17 protein-coding genes are annotated in these 18,718 nt (G+C 71.6%); 8 read left to right on the forward strand and 9 right to left on the reverse strand.

What is annotated here, in order from left to right; genetic code table 11:
• Nucleotides 1–25 precede the first annotated feature (25 nt).
• The 6 genes from ACZ63D_RS29275 to ACZ63D_RS29300 are packed head-to-tail and all read left to right on the forward strand — an operon-like array spanning nt 26 to nt 7,379.
• Nucleotides 26–1,186: an ADP-ribosylglycohydrolase family protein gene (locus ACZ63D_RS29275; RefSeq protein WP_465357581.1), complete on the forward strand. Its 1,161-nt coding sequence runs from the start codon at nt 26–28 to the stop codon at nt 1,184–1,186.
• Nucleotides 1,183–2,502 carry an ADP-ribosylglycohydrolase family protein gene (locus ACZ63D_RS29280; RefSeq protein ID WP_465357582.1) on the forward strand — a complete coding sequence of 440 codons (1,320 nt, stop codon included), beginning with the start codon at nt 1,183–1,185 and terminating at the stop codon, nt 2,500–2,502. Before ACZ63D_RS29275 ends, ACZ63D_RS29280 begins: the two co-directional genes overlap by 4 nt.
• Nucleotides 2,499–3,392, forward strand: a complete 894-nt coding sequence (locus ACZ63D_RS29285; RefSeq protein WP_465357583.1) for a ribokinase — start codon at nt 2,499–2,501, stop codon at nt 3,390–3,392. The genes ACZ63D_RS29280 and ACZ63D_RS29285 overlap by 4 nt, the downstream gene beginning before the upstream one ends.
• Entirely contained in the window at nt 3,389–5,353 is a 1,965-nt protein-coding gene (locus ACZ63D_RS29290) for an SUMF1/EgtB/PvdO family nonheme iron enzyme (protein WP_465357584.1), read from the forward strand. Before ACZ63D_RS29285 ends, ACZ63D_RS29290 begins: the two co-directional genes overlap by 4 nt.
• On the forward strand, nt 5,350–6,558 hold the full coding sequence (locus ACZ63D_RS29295) for a CaiB/BaiF CoA transferase family protein (RefSeq protein WP_465357585.1): 1,209 nt from the start codon (nt 5,350–5,352) through the stop codon (nt 6,556–6,558). Before ACZ63D_RS29290 ends, ACZ63D_RS29295 begins: the two co-directional genes overlap by 4 nt.
• A complete protein-coding gene (locus tag ACZ63D_RS29300) occupies nt 6,555–7,379 on the forward strand; it encodes an HpcH/HpaI aldolase/citrate lyase family protein (protein WP_465357586.1) in 825 nt (274 codons plus the stop codon). Before ACZ63D_RS29295 ends, ACZ63D_RS29300 begins: the two co-directional genes overlap by 4 nt.
• Here ACZ63D_RS29300 and ACZ63D_RS29305 read toward each other — a convergent pair.
• Nucleotides 7,376–9,319: an MFS transporter gene (locus ACZ63D_RS29305; RefSeq protein ID WP_465357587.1), complete on the reverse strand. Its 1,944-nt coding sequence runs from the start codon at nt 9,317–9,319 to the stop codon at nt 7,376–7,378. The two genes, ACZ63D_RS29300 and ACZ63D_RS29305, sit on opposite strands and share 4 nt — an antisense overlap.
• Before the next feature lie 55 nt (nt 9,320–9,374).
• Between ACZ63D_RS29305 and ACZ63D_RS29310 the strand changes: the two genes are divergently transcribed.
• Nucleotides 9,375–9,884 carry a MarR family winged helix-turn-helix transcriptional regulator gene (locus tag ACZ63D_RS29310; RefSeq protein ID WP_465357588.1) on the forward strand — a complete coding sequence of 170 codons (510 nt, stop codon included), beginning with the start codon at nt 9,375–9,377 and terminating at the stop codon, nt 9,882–9,884.
• A gap of 495 nt (nt 9,885–10,379) precedes the next feature.
• Here ACZ63D_RS29310 and ACZ63D_RS29315 read toward each other — a convergent pair whose 3' ends face one another.
• From ACZ63D_RS29315 to ACZ63D_RS29340, 6 genes are all read right to left on the reverse strand, one after another.
• Nucleotides 10,380–10,907: a pyridoxamine 5'-phosphate oxidase family protein gene (locus ACZ63D_RS29315; RefSeq protein ID WP_465357589.1), complete on the reverse strand. Its 528-nt coding sequence runs from the start codon at nt 10,905–10,907 to the stop codon at nt 10,380–10,382.
• A 55-nt stretch (nt 10,908–10,962) separates the two neighbouring features.
• Nucleotides 10,963–11,817, reverse strand: coding sequence for an MBL fold metallo-hydrolase (locus tag ACZ63D_RS29320; protein ID WP_465357590.1), 855 nt, complete (start codon nt 11,815–11,817; stop codon nt 10,963–10,965).
• On the reverse strand, nt 11,814–12,221 hold the full coding sequence (locus tag ACZ63D_RS29325; RefSeq protein WP_465357591.1) for a RidA family protein: 408 nt from the start codon (nt 12,219–12,221) through the stop codon (nt 11,814–11,816). The genes ACZ63D_RS29320 and ACZ63D_RS29325 overlap by 4 nt, the downstream gene beginning before the upstream one ends.
• A gap of 68 nt (nt 12,222–12,289) precedes the next feature.
• Nucleotides 12,290–13,288: a zinc-binding dehydrogenase gene (locus tag ACZ63D_RS29330; protein ID WP_465357592.1), complete on the reverse strand. Its 999-nt coding sequence runs from the start codon at nt 13,286–13,288 to the stop codon at nt 12,290–12,292.
• A 115-nt stretch (nt 13,289–13,403) separates the two neighbouring features.
• On the reverse strand, nt 13,404–14,717 hold the full coding sequence (locus tag ACZ63D_RS29335) for an FAD-binding oxidoreductase (protein ID WP_465357593.1): 1,314 nt from the start codon (nt 14,715–14,717) through the stop codon (nt 13,404–13,406).
• A gap of 71 nt (nt 14,718–14,788) precedes the next feature.
• Nucleotides 14,789–15,679: a LysR family transcriptional regulator gene (locus ACZ63D_RS29340; RefSeq protein WP_465357814.1), complete on the reverse strand. Its 891-nt coding sequence runs from the start codon at nt 15,677–15,679 to the stop codon at nt 14,789–14,791.
• Between the two features lie 92 nt (nt 15,680–15,771).
• Between ACZ63D_RS29340 and ACZ63D_RS29345 the strand changes: the two genes are divergently transcribed.
• A complete protein-coding gene (locus tag ACZ63D_RS29345) occupies nt 15,772–16,773 on the forward strand; it encodes a DMT family transporter (protein ID WP_465357594.1) in 1,002 nt (333 codons plus the stop codon).
• Here the strand turns inward: ACZ63D_RS29345 and ACZ63D_RS29350 are convergent.
• On the reverse strand, nt 16,698–17,822 hold the full coding sequence (locus ACZ63D_RS29350) for a hypothetical protein (protein WP_465357595.1): 1,125 nt from the start codon (nt 17,820–17,822) through the stop codon (nt 16,698–16,700). The two genes, ACZ63D_RS29345 and ACZ63D_RS29350, sit on opposite strands and share 76 nt — an antisense overlap.
• On the reverse strand, nt 17,813–18,640 hold the full coding sequence (locus ACZ63D_RS29355; protein WP_465357596.1) for an alpha/beta fold hydrolase: 828 nt from the start codon (nt 18,638–18,640) through the stop codon (nt 17,813–17,815). Before ACZ63D_RS29355 ends, ACZ63D_RS29350 begins: the two co-directional genes overlap by 10 nt.
• Between the last annotated feature and the right edge of the window lie 78 nt (nt 18,641–18,718).

Below are 18,718 nucleotides of genomic sequence, written 5' to 3' on the forward strand. Positions count from 1 at the left end.
CCGGGGAACGAAGGGACGCAAGCCGGTGACCTGGCTGGAGGACCGCGCGGTGGCAGTGATCACCGGCGCGGCAGTGGGGGACGCGCTCGGCGGCGCGACCGAAGGGTGGACGCCCGAGCAGATCGAGGAACGCCACGGCGGCCGGGTGACCGGAATCGTTCCGCCGTGGTACCCGAACTGGCGGGACGCGCGCCCGATCGCGCCGTACCACAAGGGCGACGGGCACATCACCGACGACACCTTGATGACCCGGGCGATCGTGGAGGTGTACGCCAAGCGCCGCGCGCACCTCGACGCGTACGCGATGGCCGAGGACCTGGTGCCGCTGATGATCGGCGAACCGCGCTGGGTGCCGGAGCTGGAGTCGACGGCGCTGCTGCTGCAGCGGGTGTTCCTCGCCGAGAAGTGGATTGTCGCGAAGCTGCACTACGGCCACGTGGATCCGCGTGAGGCGGGCGTCGGCAACATCGTGAACTGCGGTGCGGCGATGTACATCGCGCCGGTCGGCGTGGTGAACCCCGGCGATCCGCAGGCGGCGTACGCGGAGGCGATCGACCTGACCGCACCGCACCAGTCGAGCTACGGCCGGGAGGCCGCCGGGGTGCTGGCCGCGATGGTCGCCGCTTCGGTCGCGCCGGGCGCGGGGCTGGACGACATCGTGCAGGCCGCGCTCTCGGTGTCGCACGACGGGACTTTGGCGGCGTTGCGGGCGGTGGCCGACGCCTTCCAGGGGTGGAACGAAGCGCCGAAGACCGACGACGAGGAGCGTGCGCTCGCGCGGAAGATCCGGGAGGTCGTCGCGCCGTTCGATTCGGTCGGGCCGGAGTACCGGAAGATGTCGATGGACGCCCGGCGGCCCTCGCGGACCAAGTCGATCGAGGAATTGCCTGCCGCGCTGGGGTTTGTGCTCGGCCATCGGGGCGATTACCGCGGCGCGGTGCTGGCTTCGGTGAACTACGGCCGCGACGCGGATTCGATCGCGTCGATGGCGGGTGCGCTCTGCGCCGGGCTCGGCGGGGCGGCTTCGGTGCCGGACGAGTGGATCGATCCGATCGGCGAGGCCAGCAAGATGGATCTGCGCGAGACCGGGCATTTGCTCGCCTCCGCCGCGACAGACATCGTCAAGGCCGACCGCGCACGCGTCCAGGCACGGCTGGCGGCGCTCGACGCGCTGGACGCGGCATGAGGCTCACCTGGGTCCAGCCCGAAGACCTGCTCGCACACGAGTTCGTCCAGTCCACTGTGGAGGGCAAGGACGTGGCCTCGGTGCGGGAGCGCTGGATCGCCGCTGGCGGGGATCCAGTACCCGCGGTGAGCGGGGCAGGACCGCGGCCGGCGCCCCCAGCGTTGCGGGCGCTGGCCCGGACGCTGCTGGACGAACTGGCCGCGCTCCCCTGTCCTGCCGCGCCGCACGAGCCGGACGGCTGGGACGAGATCGTCGCGCTGCTTCCGGCCGCGCCGGTCCTCCCCCGGCCGGTCGCGGACCGCACGCTCGGCGCGTGGACCGGCCGGGCGGCGGGGTGCCTGCTCGGCAAGCCGGTCGAGAAGATCCCGCGCGAGGGCATCGAGGAGATCCTGCGCGCGACCGGACGCTGGCCGCTCGACCGGTGGTTCACCGCGGTGGGGCTGCCGGACGACGTCGCCGCGCGGTGGCCGTGGAACCGGCGGTCGGCCCCGACCTCCTTGGAGGAAAACATCTCCGGGATGCCCGAGGACGACGACCTCAACTACCCGATCCTCGCTCTCACGCTGCTGGAACGGCACGGCCGGGAATTCACCACCGACGACGTCGCGCAGCTCTGGCTGGAGCAGCTTCCGGCCGGGCGCGTGTTCACCGCCGAACGCGCCGCGTACCGGAACCTGCTGGACGCGCGGCCGGTGCCGGAGACCGCGACGCACCTCAACCCGTTCCGCGAGTGGATCGGCGCGTTGATCCGGACCGACGTCTTCGGCTGGGTCTCCCCCGGTGACGTGCTCGGCGCCGCGCGGCTCGCGTGGGTCGACGCGCGGCTCAGCCACACCCGCAACGGCGTTTACGGCGCGATGTGGGCGGCCGCGCTCGCGTCTGCGGCGATGGTGGGCGACTCCGTCCACAGTGTCCTCGATGCGGCGGAAACCGTTCTGCCGCCTTCGAGTCGGCTCGCCGAGGCGGTGCGGTTCGGACGAGAAGCTGCTGCGTACGACGATGGGCTGGACCGGCTTCACGCGCGGTACGGCGACCTGCATTGGGTGCACGTGCTGAACAACGCCGCGGTGATCGCGTACGCGCTGGCCCGCGGCGACGGCGACTTCGGGCAGAGCATCTCGCTCGCCGTCACGGCTGGCTGGGACACGGACTCCGCGGCGGCGACGGTCGGCGGAGTGGTCGGTGCGCTGGTCGGCGTGGACGGGATCGGCGAGCAGTGGACGAAGCCGCTCGACAACCGGATCGCGACCTCGCTGCCGGGCGGCGAACAGCGGATCACCGACCTCGCCGCGCGGACAGCCGAGGTGACGCGATGACCGGGCGGGTGGCCGTCGTCGGTTCGGCGAACGTCGATCTGGTAGTCGAGGTTCCGCGGCAGCCGCATGGGGGCGAGACCGTTCTGGGTGGCGATGTGCGGCGGAGTCCGGGTGGCAAGGGGGCCAACCAGGCGGTCGCCGCGGCTCTCGCAGGTGGGGCGGAGACGACGTTTCTCGGGGCGTTCGGCGCGGATGACGGTGCGGACTTTTTGCTGGCGTCGTTGAGGAAGGCCGGAGTTCGCACGGACCTGGTGTCGCGAGTGGACAGTGCGACCGGGACCGCGTTCATCATGGTTTCGCCGGACGGTGAGAACTCCATTGTGGTCGCTCCTGGAGCCAACTCGCGGCTCTCGCTTGCCGACGAGCAGCTCGAACGGATCGCCGCGGCGGACATCGTCCTCGCCCAGCTGGAGATTCCGCTTGAAGCCGTGACGGCTGCCGCGGCGGCCCGGCGCTCTGGGGCCCGGATGGTGCTCAACGCCGCGCCGTCCCGGTCGCTTCCGGAGCTTGATGTCGACGTACTGGTGGTCAACGAGCACGAGGCGGCGGATCTGGCCGGAACCTCCGGTACGCCGGAGGAACTGGCTCGGGTCCTGCAGCAACGCGCACCCGCCGTGGTGATCACGCTCGGTGCGGCCGGTTGCGTTGTCGCTGAGCAGGAAATCGTGCACCTGCCGGGTTTCCAAGTGTCCCCTGTGGACACTACTGGTGCCGGAGACACGTTCTGCGGCGTGCTCGCGGCGGGGTTGGCCGAGGGCCGTCCGCTCCGCGAGGCCGCCGAACGCGCCGGGGCCGCCGCCGCTCTCGCCGTGACCAGGCCCGGCGCGCAGTCCGCTGTACCGACCGCTGCGGAGGTCGCCAAGTTCGCGACCGGAGGAAACACCCGATGACGTACGTGTTCGACCCGCTCGTCCCGCGCCCGATCGACCAGCCGACCGAGGTCCCGCTCGGCGCGCCGCTCACGCCCGAGCAGCTCGTCGCGCTGGACGAGGCCAAGATCTTCGTCGGCCCGGCGAATCCCGCCGACCGCGCGGAATGGCGGGCACGGCTGGAGCAATGGCGTGCCGACGCGCACCAGCGCCACCGCTATGACGGCCGCGCCTACGACCGGCCGGAGGCCGCGTGGGCCGCCGGTTGCCACACCGTCGCGCAGGTCTGGCTGTGGGACGAATTGCTGTACTCCTTCGAGGAACACCGGTTCACGCCGGAGCGGTTCCTCGCCGACGCGCACCAGCGGTTCGGCGGCCTCGACGCGGTCGTGCTGTGGCACGCGTACCCGGTGATCGGCCTCGACGACCGCAATCAGTGGGATTTCTACCGTGACGTGCCCGGTCTCGGCGAACTGGTCGAGGTGTTCCATTCGGCGGGCATGCGGGTGTTCGTGGATTACAACCCGTGGGACGTCGGCACGCGCCGCGGCGAGGACGACGCTGCGGAGCTGTCCGCAGTGCTGGCCGATTTCGGGGCGGACGGCGTTTTTCTGGACACCTTGAAGAAGGCCGACCCGGCGCTGGTCGAGCAACTCGAACGCGCACGGCCCGGGGTCGTGCTGGAGGGCGAGTCGAAGCTGCCGGTCGAGCGGATCGAGGACCATTCGGCGTCGTGGGCGCAGTTTTTCGCCGATTCGCCGGTGCCGGGCGTGCTGCGCTCGCACTGGTACGAGCGGCGGCACATGCAGCACCACGTGCGGCGGTGGCATCGCGACCACACCGAGGAACTGCAGTCGGCGTGGCTGAACGGCGTCGGCGTGATGGTGTGGGAAGTCGTGTTCGGCGTGTGGGTCGGCTGGTCGCAGCGGGACGCGGCGACGGTGCGGCGGATGGTGACTGTGCAGCGCGCGGCCGGCGACCTGCTGCGAGAGGGCGAGTGGACGCCATTGGCTCCGTTGGCGCCGGAAGCCGAAGCCGCCGGGGTTTACGCCTCGCGCTGGGAACTCGGCGACTGGACACTGTGGACGGTCGTCAACCGCGGCGACTCGGACTACCTCGGGCCGGTCGTGGACGGGCCGGTGATCGATCTGTTCGCCGACGGACGCGTGCCCGCGCGCGGGATTTCAGCGTTGCTGCGGGTCGCGGACGGCGCTGCGGAGCCGTCGTGGCTCTCGCAGGTCGCCACCCTGCCGCATGACCCCGACGCTCGCTTCCCGCACCGCCTCGCCACCCGTCTGCGACCCGGCCCGAAGTCCGTGAGCGGAACCCTCAGGGTTCCCCTCACGGACGTGGTTGAGGTGCCTGCCGGGCCGTATGTGCTGACGGTCCGGTACCGCGGGCGCGAGACCGGGATGTACCAAGGCGCGCCGTACGTGGACGAGTGGAAGCCGTTGCCGCCGCGGCTGCACGACGCGCGGACGTTGCAGCGGGACGGTTCTCTGGCGTCACCGGTCGCTGTCGCGGCTACCGAGGTGACCAACGGCGAGTTCGCAGAATTCCTTGCCGCCACTGGATATCAACCGGTCGAGCCGCACCGGTTCCTCGCGCACTGGGTCGACGGCCACCCTGTCGCCGCGGACGAGCCAGTGACCTTTGTGGACCTCGACGACGCCCGCGCGTACTGCGTGTGGCGCGGCGGCCGATTGCCGACCGAGGACGAATGGCAGCTCGCCGGGGAGACCGGCGGTCTGCGGCGCGGCACGCCGGCGGTGTGGAACTGGACCGAAAGCGAACACTCCGACGGGAGGACCCGGTTCGTGATGATCAAGGGCGGCAGTGATTACCGCGCCGAGGGTTCCGAGTGGTACGTCGAAGGCGGCCGCCACGCCCCGGACTACAGCGTGAAGCTGCTGCTGCCCGGGCTGGGCCTGGCGCGCGGCGCGACCGTCGGGTTCCGGTGCGCCTGGGACGTGACGCAATGACGGTGTCGAGGGAAGCGTCCGCCGGAGCGCTGGCCGGGCTGCGGGTCGTGGACGCGTCGACGTTGTTCGCCGGGCCGATGGCCGCGATGCACCTCGGGGACATGGGCGCCGAGGTGATCAAGGTCGAACACCCGTCGCGGCCGGACCCGTCGCGGACGCACGGCGTGGCCAAGGGCGACGTCAATCTGTGGTGGAAGACGTTGGGCCGCAACAAGCGCACGGTCACGGCGAATCTGAGCAGCGACGGCGGACGCGAGGTGTTCCTGGCCCTCGCTGAGACCGCGGACGTGGTGATCGAGAACTTCCGGCCGGGCACGCTCGAACGCTGGGGGCTGGCCTACGAGGACCTGTCCGCCCGGAATCCAGGGCTCGTGCTCGCCCGGGTGACCGGGTTCGGCCAGCTCGGGCCGTATCGCTCGCGCCCCGGCTTCGGCACGCTCGCCGAGGCGATGAGCGGATTCGCCGCGGCCACCGGCGAACCGGACGGGCCGCCGACGCTGCCGCCGTTCGGGCTCGCCGACGGGGTGGCGTCGCTGGCCACTGCGTACGCGATCATGGTCGCGCTCGCCGGGCGCACGGCCACCGGCCGCGGCCAAGTCGTGGACGTCGCGATCATCGAACCGATCCTCGCCATGCTCGGACCGCAGATCACGCGCTGGGACCAGCTCGGCACGGTCCAGCCGCGCACCGGCAACCGGTCGGTGAACAACGCGCCGCGCAACACCTACCGCACCAGCGACGGGCAGTGGGTGGCGGTCTCGACGTCCGCGCAGTCGATCGCGGAACGCGTGGTGCGGCTGGTCGGACGCCCGGAACTGGCCGACGAACCGTGGTTCGCCACCGGCGCGGACCGGGCAGCGCACGCGGACGAATTGGACGAGGCGGTCGGCGGCTGGATCGCGCGGCACACGCGCGACGAGGTCGTGGCCGCGTTCGAGCAAGCGCAGGCCGCCGTCGCGCCGATCTACGACGCGTCCGACATCGTCGCGGATCCGCAGTTCCGCGCGCTGGGCACGATCCACGAGATCGAGGACCCCGAACTGGGCACGACGTTGATGCAAGGTCCGCTGTTCCGGCTGTCGGACAACGACGGCGTCATCGGCTTCACCGGACGGCCGCACGGCGCGGACACCGACGAGGTGCTCGGCTCGCTGGGCTTCTCCGCCGCGCGAATCGCCGAACTCCGCGCGGAGGGAGCGGTATGACGCCCGCGCTCACGCTGCTGTACGTCCCGGCAGACCGGCCTGACCGAGTGGCCAAAGCACTCGCGTCGGACGCCGATGTCGTGCTCGTCGATCTGGAAGACGCCGTCGCCCCCGCGCAGAAAGATGCCGCACGGGATAACGCAGTCCGGCTCTTGGCCGACGTGCCCGAATCGCGGCCGGTGCAAGTACGGATCAACCACCCGGACACGCCGTGGCACGCGGCGGACGTAGCCGCGGTCGCCGCGCTGCCGACCTGGGTGGGCGCGCGACTGCCGAAGGTCGAGAGTCCGGTGGACGTCCGCTCGCACGCCGATGCCTTGCCCGGACGGGATTTGCACCCGCTGATCGAATCGGCGCTCGGGGTGGAGCGGGCGCTGGAGATCGCGCTCGCTTCCCCGCAGCTCGCGTCACTCGGGCTCGGCGAGGCGGATCTACGGTCCGACCTGCGGCTCGCCGATGAGGCCGGACTCTCCTGGGCACGCAGCCGGATCGTGAACGCTGCCCGCGCCGCCCGCCTGCCGCCGCCGGTGATGTCGGTGTACGCGAACGTCCGCGACCTGGACGGGCTAGCGGAAAGCTGCCGGGCCGGGCGAGCACTCGGCTTCCGCGGGCGGACGGCGATCCACCCGATGCAGCTGCCGACGATCCGCGCGGCGTTCCTGCCGACCGCGGAGGAAGTCGCGCGGGCCCGGGAAGTGCTGTCCCGAATGGACGGTGCCACTCAGGCCGGGGTGGGCGCGATCGCGCTCGCCGATGGGACCTTCCTGGACGTCGCCATGCGGGACCAGGCCTTGGCGGTGCTGGCGCTCGTTTCGGACTAAGCCTTGTCCGCGGAAACCAGCCGCAGCAACGGATCGAACCGCGCCGGGCCCTCGGCCGTCAGCTGCACCGGCTCCGCGACCGGCTGATATCCCGTCACGACGACGGTGTACTCGCCAGGGAACAGGTCGTCGACGGCGTAGTGGCCCGCCTCGTCGGTGACGGTCACCCGCCGGACCTGGCCCTCGGCGTCCAGCACCGCGACCTGCGCGCCCGGGAACGGACCGCGGACCGCGTGCACGGTGCCGGTGAGCCGGACCGGCCGCGCCAGTTCGACGTCCTCGCGCACCGGCTCGGCGCTCACCCGCACGTGCCGGGCCACCGGCTCGCGGCCGTTCGCCCGGACCAGCAGCAGATAGGCGCCGGACGGGGCGTCCAAGGCGAAAGTGCCGTCCGCGCCGGTGGTGGTGCGGCGGACTTCATGGGTTTCCAGGGAGGTCAAGGACACCGAAGCGGTTTCCTCGGACGCGAGGCCGGCCACCGAACCGGAAATCGCCGCGGGCGGCGTGCTGCGCTCGCTGCGTTTCCGGGTCCGGGAAAGCAGCACGTCGACGACCCCGAACAGCAACGCGAGCACGACCAGCGCGGTCGAGCCGATCAGCCCGAGCGCGGTCGCGGAGTGGTAATCCCCGTGCGAACGCCCGAGTTCGCCGAAGAACAGCGACCCGCCGAGCGCCGTGCCGACCGCGGAGCCGATCCGCTGGCCGGTCTGCAGCACGCCGGCCGCGGTGCCGCCTTCCGCGGGCGGGACCTCTTCCAATGCGAGCGTCGAGTTCGGCGAGATCACCAGCCCGCTGCCGAACCCGCCGACGAACAACGGCCCGGCCAGCACGAACGCGGTGTTCGCGCCGGAGTAGTCGCGGACGAGCCACGCGGTCGCGGCGAGCCCGAGCGCCACGAGCAGCGTCCCGAGGACGACCATCGGCCTGCCGAACCGGTGCACGAGCCGACCGCCGATGGCGGGCGAAATCGCCGAGCCGATCGCGAACGCGAGCATCGCCGTGCCGGCCTGCAGCGCCGTGTAGCCGAGGCCCTGCTGGAAAAACAGCGTCAGGACCAGGAAAATCCCGGTGAATCCGGCGAAGTACACCATGCCGAGCGCGGAACCCATCGAGTAGCTGCGCACGGTCAGCAGCTTCAGGTTCACCAGCGGATGCTTCCCGCGGCTGCCGAGCCAGCGCTCCCACAGCACGAACAGCACGAGCAACCCGGCCGCGACGCCCATCAGCCACCAGCGCGGCGAGGCCGCCTGTTCCTCTTCCTCGATCAGCGGCAGCATCACCAGCACGACCGCCACGCCCAGCAGCAGGCTGCCGACCAGGTCCGGCGTCCGCTTCCGGCCGCTGCGCGCGTCCTTCGGCAGCAGCCGCAGCCCGAACAGGATCGCGATGATCCCGATCGGCAGGTTGACGTAGAACACCCACCGCCAGCCCTGGTCGACGCCGATGCCCTGGATCAGCAGCCCGCCCAGCACCGGCCCGACCGCCGTGGACAGCCCGACCGTCGCCCCGAACGCGCCGAACGCCTTGCCCCGCTCGCGGCCGGAGAACAACTGCTGCATCAGGCCGATGATCTGCGGGTTCAGCAGCCCGCCCGCGACCCCCTGCCCCAGCCGGGCGACGACGAGCCAGGTCGCGTTCGGCGCCGCGCCGCACAGCACGCTGGCCGCCACGAACAACGCCAGCCCGAGCAGGAACATCCGGCGGCGCCCGTAGTCGTCGCCGAGCCGTCCCGACGGCACCAGCGCGAGCCCGAACGTGAGCGCGTACCCGGACACGACCCAGGAGACGTCCGCGGGCGTCGCGCCGATGCCGTGCTCCATCGAGGGCAGCGCGACGTTGACGATGCTGACGTCGAGCAGCGTCATGAACCCCGCGATGAGGCACACCCACAAGGCGCGCCAGCGCTGCGGATCGGGCTCGGGCGAAGGAGAAGAATGCACGGACCGTCCTGATTCGAGACCGGTAAGATAATTACTGGTGTTAGAATACTCGCCCATGCCAGCGGAGCGGGACCACGTCGACGGAGTCATGGCGCAGATCACCGGGGTGCGCGCGGAAGACCGGGTGAGCAAGGCGCTGAGCTTCCGCCTGCTGCGCGCCGCCCGCCTGCTGGAAACGGAACTGCGCCGCGAGTTCGACGCTTTCGGGGTCGGCCTGTGGGAAGTAGAACTGCTGGGCGCGCTCAAACGAGCCGGTCCCCCGCACCGCCTCTCGGCGGGGCAACTGCTGGACAGCATGCGCCTGACGTCCGGCGGGGTCACCAAACGCGTCGCCGGACTGGAACGCAAAGGCTGGGTGCGACGCGACATCGACCCGGACGACCGGCGGCAGATCCTGGTCAGCCTGACCGACGAGGGACTCGCGCGGGCACAGGAGGTGTTCGGGATGAAGACGCAGACCGAGGCTCGGCTGCTGGGGGTTTTGCCGCGGGCGGAACAGGTTCGGATGAACGACGATTTGCGGGAGTTGCTGCTGGAGTGGGAAGGGCCGGACGGGCGGGCTTGACGCTCTGGCGGGGACCGCCGGATGGCTCATTCGCCGGACCGGAAGATCACGATGTGGCGTGGTCAGCTTCGGACGCTTTTGCCAGTCGCGTTGCGGGCGGCGGATTTCGTGCCTCCGCTGCGGCGGGTCAGATGATCACTGTTCCGCGGGTGGAAGGGCGCATTGCTCAGCCGCCTCTGGTCGCCGCGGCCACTGCTGGTTCGGAGCCTGGCGAACTTCCTGCGAAGGGCGGAAGGAAGTCCTCTGCGCTAGAACCAGAGGGCCGGGCTAGGCCGCCAGCGAACTCCCGACGCGCAGCCACAGCGCCGCCATCGCTGATCCTCCGGCGCACCGCATCAGCGCGCCCGAGCAGCCCGACAAGCAATCCAGACCACCGCACACTCCCGGCAAACGACGAGCAGCAGCCGAGCCCACCACTTCTCGCTCGCCCGCACCCCGCATCAGCTCGCTCAGCAAGCGACTTCGCCACCACCCGCCGGAAAACCGGACCCCCCCTCACTCCCCGGCGAATTCCCAACACGTCGCCCCATACGGTTCCTCCGACGCGACTCCCACCGCGCGGCGCAGGGTGAGCCGGTACAGGTGCCACGGTGCCGGGCCCGCGCTCGGAGCGCTGTACGGGGCCGTCAGCGCATCACCCTCCGCGGTCGCTGGCCAGCCGCCTGAGCGGTAGACCTCGGCTAGGCGCGCCACGGTGTCGGTGTCGGCGACTCGGCGGGCGTCGCCTTCCAGCACCAGGTCGAGGCCGCGCAGCCGGACCGAGATGCTGCACGCCGGGTTCGCCGCGAGGTTCCGGGAACGGCGCGTGGCCGGTCCGCCGACGAAATACAGCGCGTCGTCCACCCAGACCGCGCCCACGCCCGCCGAGTGCGGACGGCCGTCCGGGCGGACGGTCGCGACGAAGAACGTCAAGTCGGCGGCCGGGGTGTCGGCGGCGAGGACGTCGCGGGCACGGCTCCACGGAAGCGGAGCGTTCCCGTAGCGGTCGAGGTTGCGGGTCGAGGTCGGTTCGTAGTCAGTCATACCCAGTCGTCGAACGGGGTGCCGCCGGATCGACACGGCTCCGTCATCGAAAAAATCAGGCGGCTCCTGACGTCGTGGGGCGGTAGCGGAAGCCGTCGCCGTCGCGGTCGATCCGCCCGGCCGGGAAATGCGCGGGCAGCAGAAGCGCGTCCCGTTCGACGGCCAGCTCGCACAACGTCCGCCGGGACTCCGCGGCGGCGGCCGGATCCGCGTCGCCGCCTTGGGCCAGCGTCAGGTCCGAGAACTGGAACGGATGGTGCAGTACGTCTCCGCTCACCAAGGCGTGCTGACCGCCGCCGGAGAGTTCGGCGATCAGGTGGCCGCTGGTGTGGCCGGGCAGGGCTCGGAGGGTGATGCCGTCCGCGACCTCATACGGGAGGTCGATCAGTTCGACCAGCCCTGCCTCGGCCACGGGCAGCACGCTGTCCGCGAACGTCCGGGCCAGGTCGCCCGCGACACCGTCCTCAGGGGCCGCCGCGTGCACTTCCTGGAGCCAGGCGTATTCCTCGGCCGGGATGAGGTACCGGGCGCGCGGGAAGGTCGGCTCCCACGAACCGTCGACCAGCCGGGTGAAGCCGCCGCAATGGTCGGGGTGCAGGTGGGTCGCCACGACGACGTCGACGTCCTCCGGCACGACGCCCGTCGCGGCCAGGCGGTCCAGGTACGGCGTGTCGAACTGGTGGTGCGCCAGCAGAACCGGGCGTTCCTTGGCGTTGCCGTTCCCGGCGTCGAGCAGCACGGTCTGGTCCGGCGTGCGCACCAGGTACGTGGTGATCGACAGGTCGAGGTCGCCGCGGTGGTCCCCCAGCTGATCCGGGGTGACCGCCGGGAACAGCTCCACCGGGGCGAAGGGCCAATGCTCCAGTTCGATCACCGGGTCGATCCGCAGCGGTCCGAGCGTGACGGTCATCGCGGCACCGCCGCCATCGCTTCGATTTCCACGGCCAGCTCCGGTTTGGCGAGCGCGGCCACGACGATCAGCGACTGCGGCGGCCAGTCGCTCTCCGGGAACCACCGGCTGAACACCTCACCAGTCGCCGCGCGGAGACCAGGCAGGTGCTCGGTGCCGGCGACCATGGTGAAAATCTTCACCAGATGCTCGGGCCCGGCTCCCGCCGCGGCGAGCACGCGTTCGATGTTCGCCAGCGCCTCGCGCGCCTGCGCTTCCGCGTCCGGCCCGGCGAGCGTGCCGTCCGGCCGCGCGCCGATCTGCCCGGCGACCACGACCAGCTCGTGGCCGGCGGGAATCTGCGCGAGATGGCTGTAGCGGCCTACCGGGGCCGCGACCGTCCCCGGATTCCAGCGCTTGCTCATCAGGTGTTCCCCTCCCTCGGTTCGTGCCCGTAGTCCACCACAAGGCACCGACAAAAAATCACCGGCCGTCAGCCGATCGTGACGACGAGCTTGCCGAACTGGTCCCCCGACGCGAGTTCGGCCAGCGCGCGCGGCCCGTCCGCGAGGTCGTAGACGTGGTGCACCACCGGCCGCAGCCGGTGTTCGGCGACCAGGGCGACCATCGCCGCGAACTCCCGCGCGCTGCCCATCGACGTCCCCAGCAGGCTGATCTGCCGGAAGAAAAGGTCGCGCAGCGACAGCTCGACGTCCGGGCCGGTGGTCGCGCCGAGCGTCACCATCCGGCCGCCGGAGCGCAGTACGGAAAGGCAGGCGTCGAACGTCGCCGAGCCGATGCTGTCCACGACCAGGTCCACCGGTTCGCCGAGTTCGGCGGCCCAGTCGCCGCGGCTGCCGATCGCGCGGTCGGCACCCAGTTCCGTTGCCCTGGCGAGCTTTTCAGGACTGCGCGAGGTGACGCTGACCCTCGCGCCGACGGCCTTCGCCATCGCGAGGGCGAACGTCGCGACACCGCTGCCGATCCCCGGCAGCAGCACGTGCTCCCCGGCGGTCAGGCCGCCGCGAGTGAACAGCGCGCGGTACGCGGTGAGCGCGGCCAACGGGAGCGCGGCGGCTTCCGTCCAGCTCAGGTGCTCAGGTTTCGGCAGCACGTTGCCCGCCGGGACCACCACGTACTCGGCTAGCGTGCCGTTCGTCGGCACCCCCAGGATGGCGGGGATTTCCGGCACCGCGTCCGGCTCGGCCCAGTCGAGAGACGGGTTGACGACCACCTCGGCACCGACCTCGACAGCGGCGTCCGCGCCCGTCTCCACGACCACCCCGGCCCCGTCCGAGCCCAGCACGACCGACGGGTCGGCCGGACCGCGACTGTCCACGATGAACAGATCCCGGTGGTTCAGCCCGGCCGCCTCCAGCCTGACCAGCACCTCCCCCGGCCCCGGGCGCGGCACGGGAACCTCCGCGATCCGCACTCCGCCGACCCCCGCCGCGCCTTCGTGGACCACCGCCCGCATCGCTTTTGTTGTCACGTCCACGAACCTAACAGCCGCACCCGGTCGTGTCCGGACGCGACCGGCCCGGCGCGAGTCCGGTCACAGCGGGGAATTTTTCCGCCCCCGCGGGAAAAACCGGGAGCCGTCCGGGTCACGCCAGCGGGATGGCGCGGAAAACCCCGTCCGGGTCGTAGCGGTGTTTGACGTCCCGGAGCCGCCCGGTGTTGCGGCCGAAGACGTTCGCCGCGGGCACGTCCGGCCCCAGCAGGTTCGCGTACGTCTCCGGCAGCGCGTGCGGGGCCAGCGCCGCCGACGTCGCGTCGGCCCAGGCCCGGTCGTCGTTTCCCTCGCCCATCCCGAGCACCTCGACCAGCAGATGGTCCTCCCGCAGCGGAAACGGCGTATCCGCGCCAGAAACCCGCGCGGCCGCGCCGTGGAAGTGGTGGATCGACAGTCCCGACAGCGGCGAGGTCCGGTCTTCGGTCCGCGTCATCAGCACTGAAACGGCCTCCGGGGTGAACGCCGGGAGCGAGCGCGTGCGGATGGTGACCGCTCGGCCGTCCGGAAACATCGCGTCCCGCCGGGAAATCTCCGCCGCATAAGACGGGACCGGTTCGAGCTGCGACGCGAGCGGCGTTCCGAGCCGGTCGATAAAGCCCTCGGGATCGGCGGGACCGCACCAGGTTGGCCAGACCAGCACGCACAGCGACCCGTCGGCTCCGGCGAGGACGCCGGTCTGCACGGTGAGTTCGTCCGGCGCGGCGGCTTGGATTTCCGCTACCGCGGCGAAAACCCGGGCCGCGTCCCGAGCGGGATACCAGATCCGGCCGGTCGTGATCCGCGGCGCCGCGTGCAACCGCACTCCGAGGGCCGTCACCACGCCGAAGTTCCCGCCGCCGCCCCTCAGCGCCCACCACAGATCCGGCAGCCGCGAAGCGTTGGCGAGCACGACCTCGCCGTCCGCGAGCACGATCTCGGCGCCGAGCAGATTGTCCGCAGCGAGCCCGAATTTCCCCAGAAAAGGGCCGTATCCGCCGCCGAGGGCGAGCCCGGCGAACCCGACCGTGCCGATCGTGCCCACCGCCGCGGTCAGGCCGTGCCGCTCCGCCGCGGCAAGCACATCTCCTGCCCGGGCCCCACCGCCGACCACCGCGGCTCGGCGCCGGGCGTCGACCGCGACCCGGTTCAGCGGACGCAGATCGAGGGTGATCCCGCCGTCCGCCACAGCGCGTCCGGCCCAGTCGTGGCCACCGCTCCGCACCGACAGCGGCAGGCCCAATTCGCGCGCGGCACGCACCGAGGCTTGGACATCGGCCGTGCTCCGGCAGCGCACCACCACCGCCGGACGCGCGACGACCGCGGCGTTCCACACCCTCGCCGCGGATTCGTACTGAGGACCGGACGTGTGCACCTGATCGGCAGCCAGCCGGGTTCGCAAGACACGGGCGGCGTCCTCGGCAGTCATCGCGGCTCCCCTGCTCGTCGAGTCCGACTCTAGAGCCGGACCGGCCGGAAAAGGCAGCCGCGCAACAAGATTCAGCGGTTCACATAAGCCGCGGACGCCTCGCCGAGCGCCTCCAGCGCCGCCCGGACCCCGCCGTGCGCCTCCTCGCCGGACCGGCACGCGGCGACGATCGTGCGGTTCAGCACCGGCCGCGTCGCGAGCATCCGGACCCCGTCCGGCACCGGTCCGCGAGCGAGCCGGGGGACGAGCGCGGCGCCGACGTTGCCCGCCACGAGCGCCAGCTGAGTCACGTAACTCCCGATGGTGCAACTGATCCGCGGCTCCAGGCCCTGCGAACGGAGCACGTGCACGAGCCATTCGTAGCAGCCGGACCGGCCGGTCCAGCCGATCCACGACACGTCGTCCACCTCGGAGAGGTCGACCGTGCGGCGGTGCGCGAGCCGGTGCCCGGCGGGCAGGGCCAGATCGGCGACGTCGGAGAACAGCGTGACCTGCGTGATCCCCGGCGGCACCATGGTCGGCCGGTCCGCCCAGCTTTCGAACACAGCGACGTCGAGATCGCCGGCGAGCACCTTCGGCAGCGTTTGCTCGGCTTCGCCTTCGCCCAGCGTCACGTCCAGCCGCGGGTGCTGTTCGGTCAGCGCGGCGAGCGCGGGCGGGAGCAAGGCGTGCACACAAGTCGCGATCGACCCGATCCGCAACGGCCCGAAGACGTCCTCGCGCAGCCGTTCGAGATCAGTGCGCGCTTCGGCCAGCTGGGCCAGAACACGTTCGGCGTGCCCGACCAGCACTTGCCCGGCACGCGTGAGCCGGACGGTCCGCCCGCGCGGCTCCAGAAGCGCCAGGCCCGCTTCCCGCTCCAATTTCGCCAGTTGTTGCGACACCCCGGACGGCGTGACGTGCAGCGCCGCCGCCGCGCCGGCGACCGAGCCGTGCTGCGCCACCGCGTGCAGGGCGCGCATCCGATCCACACTGAACACGGTAGTGATGCTACCGAATTCCCCGCAGGAACATTCACTTGTCCTTGATAGTTAGCGCCCCCACGATGGAACGCATGACCACCGAAACCGCCCAGCTGCCGGCCGCCGGTCCGATCGCCGCCCTCACCGGCCGCGCCGACCCTCGGCTGCTGGCCGCGGCCGGCTGCCTCTGCATCGCGCTGACCTCGGTGCTCATCAAGGTTTCCGGGGCCAGCGGGGCGACGAGCGCGTTCTGGCGGTGCGCCCTCGCGCTGCCGGTGCTCGCGATCCTGGCGTTCAGCGAAGCCCGACGGACCGGCGTCCGCGCGAAAATCCTGCTGCCGCTGCTGGCCGGGCTCGGCCTCGGTCTCGACTTCGTGCTGTGGGGCGAGGCGATCCCGCGGGTCGGCGCGGGCGTCGCGACCATGCTGCTTTCGATCCAGGTCGTGATCGTGCCGCTGCTGGCCTTCGTCTTCCTCAAGGAACGCCCCGACCCTCGGTTCAAGTTCGTCGCGCCGACGCTGATCGGCGGCATCGTGCTCGCCGGCGGCGTGTTCGGCTCGTCGATGACCGGCTCGAACCCGGTGCTGGGCATGGTTTTCGCGCTCGCCGCCGGGGCGGGCTACTCCGGATACCTGCTGTTGCTCCGGCTCAGCAGCACCCCCGCGACGCAGGTTCGCTCGCTGTCGCTGGCCACCGTGTCGGCGGGTTTCGTGTCGGTCGCGCTCGGGCTGCCGTTCGGCCGCCTCGACCTGACGCCCAGCCTGCCCTCGCTCAGCTGGTTCGCCGCGCTGGCCCTGGTCGGCCAGGTCGTCGGCTGGCTGCTGATCGCCGGTGCGCTGCCGCGGCTGGCCGCCTCGACCGGCGCGACGATGATGCTGCTGCAGCCGGTCGGCGCGGTCGCTTTCGGATTTCTGCTGCTGAGCGAACGGCCGGGCGCGCTGCAGCTCGTCGGCTGCGTGATCGTGCTCGGCGCGGTGTGTTTCGCCGGTCGCGGCGCCCGGCCGCAGAAGCCCGCGGTTCAGCCGTCGGCCAGGCTCAGCCCGACCGAGTCGAGCAGCTCGCGCGCCATGTCCCTGAACTCATCGCGGCGCTGATCGACCAGCCCTTCTCCGCCGAGGAGATCCGCGGCCAGCTCGTCGACCGGCCAGCAGACCAGTTTGCCGTGCCGCCCGAGCAGCAGCCCGGCCTCACGGATCCGGTAGAGGTCCGCGACGTCGAGCCAGGCGTACAGCAGGATTTGCCACAGCCAGCGCCCGGCCCGGTCCGGATCGCCGACCGTCAGCACGGTCTTCACGTCCAGCAGCGTGCCTTCGGCGATCCCCGCTTCGGGGTCCAGCTTCCCGAGCAGCAGATCGCCGTCCGCCCAGCCGGGCACGATGGTCGGCCCGGCGATCCCGAGCGGATAGCCCTCCGGCGGAGCACCGCCGAGCCGGCGCAGTTCCCATAGCGCACCGTTGTCGTGCAAGCGTTTCGCGAGTTCCGCCAGTTCGGTCACTTGCGCGTCGGCGGGCAGGGCGCGCAGGTCGGCGATCGTGCCGCCGCCGTCGACCACCCGGGCCAGCCGGGGGTCGATCCGGCCGGAGCGGTAGATGTCCTCGCACGCCGACAGCACCCAGTTCGTCCGCGCCACTCCCGCTTCCGCGCCCGGTTCGCCGAGCACGCCGGGCGGCGCGTGCTGCGCCTGGTAGCGGCGAGCGCGTTCCAGGAGTTCTCCCCATAGTTCCTGGGCACCCGGGACCGCCTCGTCCCGCGGCAAGCCGTCGCCGAGGTCGAGCCAGGTCGCCGCTGCCGGACGGATGCCGAGCGCCCGGGCCCGGTACTCCGCCGGAAGCTCGTCGTGCGTCGGATACTCGGCGGCTTGCGCGTGCGCCCACGGGCCGCTGCCCCACTGCGCCCGCACCATGCCGAGCAGCGCGTAGTACGGCGGCGCGGGCTGCACGAGGTCCGCGATCCGCTGGCCGAACGCGCCGCCGATCTCGGCCCAGTGCTGGCGCGGCGGGCGCGCGAGCGTCGGACGGACGGGGCGGACGCCGTTCGTCGCCTCCTCAACCCGGCGCGCGGCCGCGGGCGTGCCGGTGAAGACCCGGGCGCACCAGCGCGCGAGCTTCCCCCGCGGGTCGGCCAGCTCGGACGTCAACGACACCCGGCCAGTATCTCCCGGGACAGGAACGGCAGCAGGAGATCGAGGAATTCGCGCGGACGGTCCAGCGGGATCAGATGCCCGCAGTCCGGCAGCACCTGCCCAGTGAGGTCGTCGGCGATCGGGCGCAGCTGCCGCTCCAGCGCGTCGCCGACCGGATGCGCGCCGATCGCCAGCGTCGGGACGGTCAGCCGCTTCCCGGCCGCTTCGGTCAGCTGGCGGGTGCTTTCCGGCATGGCCCGGTAGTACTCGAAGGCGCAGCGGAGCGCCTCGGCGCCGGTGTACGCCTTGGCGAAAGCCGCTTGGACGTCCGCCGGAACCCCGCGGCCGAGCGTGCCCTGGTCGAGGAACCAGCCGACGTACTCCGCCTCGTGTCCATTGAGGACAGTCTCGGCAAGGCCCGGCACCGCGTGGAAGCCGAACCACCACGGCGGGCTGGCCGGGAAGCCCCAGGGCAGAGACTCCATCAGCACCAGGCGGCGCACCCGCTCCGGCCGCCGCAACGCCAGCAGCAGAGCGCTCGAAACGGACAGGTCGATCGCCACGACCTCGGCGCTCGGCTCCCCCAATGCGTCAAGCATCGCCGCGACGTCCGCGGCGACTGTGCCCGCGTCGAATCCGCTCTCCGGGCGGCTGCTCGCGCCCAGCCCGCGCAGATCCGGCGCGAGCACCCGGTATCGCTCGGCGAGCGTCGGGATGACCTCGCTCCACAGCTGCCAGGTGTGCGGAAACCCGTGCAGCAGCACCAGCGCCGGACCGCTCCCGGCCGCGGCGACGTTCAGCCGGACCCCGTTCGCTTCGACCTGCCGTACCTCGGCCATCGGGCCTCCTGTGGTTACCATTGGTTACCAGCACACGGTAGGTAACTCCAACGACGCCGCCAAGACGGCACTTTCCCG

The sequence above is a fragment of the Amycolatopsis sp. NPDC104775 genome (assembly GCF_055583325.1).

Bases quoted from the DNA above. Each gene is read 5' to 3' on its own strand.
- ACZ63D_RS29280 (WP_465357582.1), top strand. From the start codon at position 1,183: ATGAGGCTCACCTGGGTCCAGCCCGAAGACCTGCTCGCACACGAGTTC.
- ACZ63D_RS29340 (WP_465357814.1), bottom strand. From the start codon at position 15,679: ATGCGCGCCCTGCACGCGGTGGCGCAGCACGGCTCGGTCGCCGGCGCG.
- ACZ63D_RS29345 (WP_465357594.1), top strand. From the start codon at position 15,772: ATGACCACCGAAACCGCCCAGCTGCCGGCCGCCGGTCCGATCGCCGCC.
- ACZ63D_RS29310 (WP_465357588.1), top strand. From the start codon at position 9,375: ATGCCAGCGGAGCGGGACCACGTCGACGGAGTCATGGCGCAGATCACC.
- ACZ63D_RS29290 (WP_465357584.1), top strand. From the start codon at position 3,389: ATGACGTACGTGTTCGACCCGCTCGTCCCGCGCCCGATCGACCAGCCG.
- ACZ63D_RS29320 (WP_465357590.1), bottom strand. From the start codon at position 11,817: ATGACCGTCACGCTCGGACCGCTGCGGATCGACCCGGTGATCGAACTG.
- ACZ63D_RS29295 (WP_465357585.1), top strand. From the start codon at position 5,350: ATGACGGTGTCGAGGGAAGCGTCCGCCGGAGCGCTGGCCGGGCTGCGG.
- ACZ63D_RS29325 (WP_465357591.1), bottom strand. From the start codon at position 12,221: ATGAGCAAGCGCTGGAATCCGGGGACGGTCGCGGCCCCGGTAGGCCGC.
- ACZ63D_RS29285 (WP_465357583.1), top strand. From the start codon at position 2,499: ATGACCGGGCGGGTGGCCGTCGTCGGTTCGGCGAACGTCGATCTGGTA.
- ACZ63D_RS29355 (WP_465357596.1), bottom strand. From the start codon at position 18,640: ATGGCCGAGGTACGGCAGGTCGAAGCGAACGGGGTCCGGCTGAACGTC.
- ACZ63D_RS29315 (WP_465357589.1), bottom strand. From the start codon at position 10,907: ATGACTGACTACGAACCGACCTCGACCCGCAACCTCGACCGCTACGGG.
- ACZ63D_RS29335 (WP_465357593.1), bottom strand. From the start codon at position 14,717: ATGACTGCCGAGGACGCCGCCCGTGTCTTGCGAACCCGGCTGGCTGCC.
- ACZ63D_RS29300 (WP_465357586.1), top strand. From the start codon at position 6,555: ATGACGCCCGCGCTCACGCTGCTGTACGTCCCGGCAGACCGGCCTGAC.